The following is a 1012-nucleotide window of genomic DNA, read 5'->3' as shown; positions in this document are numbered from 1 at the left end:
GGGTGGAAGCGGGCGGGCCGCGCGCACGGCTGCCGGCCGCGCCGCTCAGGGGCGACTCGCTCGGGCCGTGCCGGTCAGGTGCCGGTCACGTCGAGTCCCGCTGAACCACCGTAGCGTCGAACAGTTCGTGGGACTCGGGCGTGGCGCCCGGATTGCGGACCGCCCGGTCGACCAGCTCGGCGAGCCCGCGGCCGCAGGGCAGCGTGATCCGGACGGTGCTCAGGCGCGGTCGCAGCAGCCTGGCCAGCATCAGATCGCCGGCGCCGATGACGGCCGCGTCCTGGGGGACGCGTACGCCTTCGTCCTGGAGGGCGCTCATGAGCAGCATCGCGTACTCGTCGTTGTAGGCGAAGACCCCGTCCAGGCCCAGGTCGCGCCAGCGGGCGGCGAGCGCCGCCGCGGACTCCTCGGTGTAGGCCAGGGGCAGCGCGGTGACGGTGGCGCCGGTGCCGTGCAGGGCCTCGCGGGCGCCGTCGAGGCGGGGCGCGGAGAACGTCTCCAGGCCGGGCTCCTCGGGGACGACCACGCCGATCCGGCGGCGGCCTCGCGCGTACAGATGGCGTGCGGCGCCCCGGCCGACGCCGGCATGGTCGGTGAGCAGGGCGTGGGCGCCGTCGACGGGTTCGGTGCCGAGGGTGACCACGGCGCGGGCGCCGGACCGTTTGAGCACGGCGACGCCGCGCGGGCCGAGTCCGGGGCCGGGCACCAGGACGGCCACGGGCCGCAGTTCGGCCCAGGCGCGGGCTGCCTCGTCCCCGTGCAGGCCGCTGTTGCCGTACTGGACGACGGTGTAGTCGAGGCGGCTGAGGGCGCCCTGGAAGTCGTGCACGAACTGGCTGTGGAGGGGGCCCGCCGGGACGGGCGGGGCGGGCATCAGGACCATGCGGCTGTGTCCGGCGCGCAGGCTGCGGGCCGCCGCGTGCGGGACGTACCCGAGTTCCTCGGCGGCCCGGTGGACGCGGCGGCGGGTGGGCTCGCTGATCCGGACGGCGCCGGTGTCGTTCAGGACGTA

At 76.4% G+C, this 1012-nt stretch carries 1 protein-coding gene; it reads right to left on the bottom strand.

Features of this window, described 5'->3' with window-relative positions; translation table 11 throughout:
• Positions 1 to 85: 85 nt before the first annotated feature.
• Positions 86 to 1012, bottom strand: a 927-nt coding sequence (locus BZL64_RS37965) for a LacI family DNA-binding transcriptional regulator (RefSeq protein WP_107430433.1), incomplete at its 5' end; no start/stop codon positions are given.

The organism is Streptomyces bobili (assembly GCF_002154575.1).
In the GTDB taxonomy this organism is placed as follows: domain Bacteria; phylum Actinomycetota; class Actinomycetes; order Streptomycetales; family Streptomycetaceae; genus Streptomyces; species Streptomyces bobili.
The sequence above is the reverse complement of the archived record's forward strand: the minus strand, read 5'-3'. Positions and strand labels throughout refer to the sequence as shown.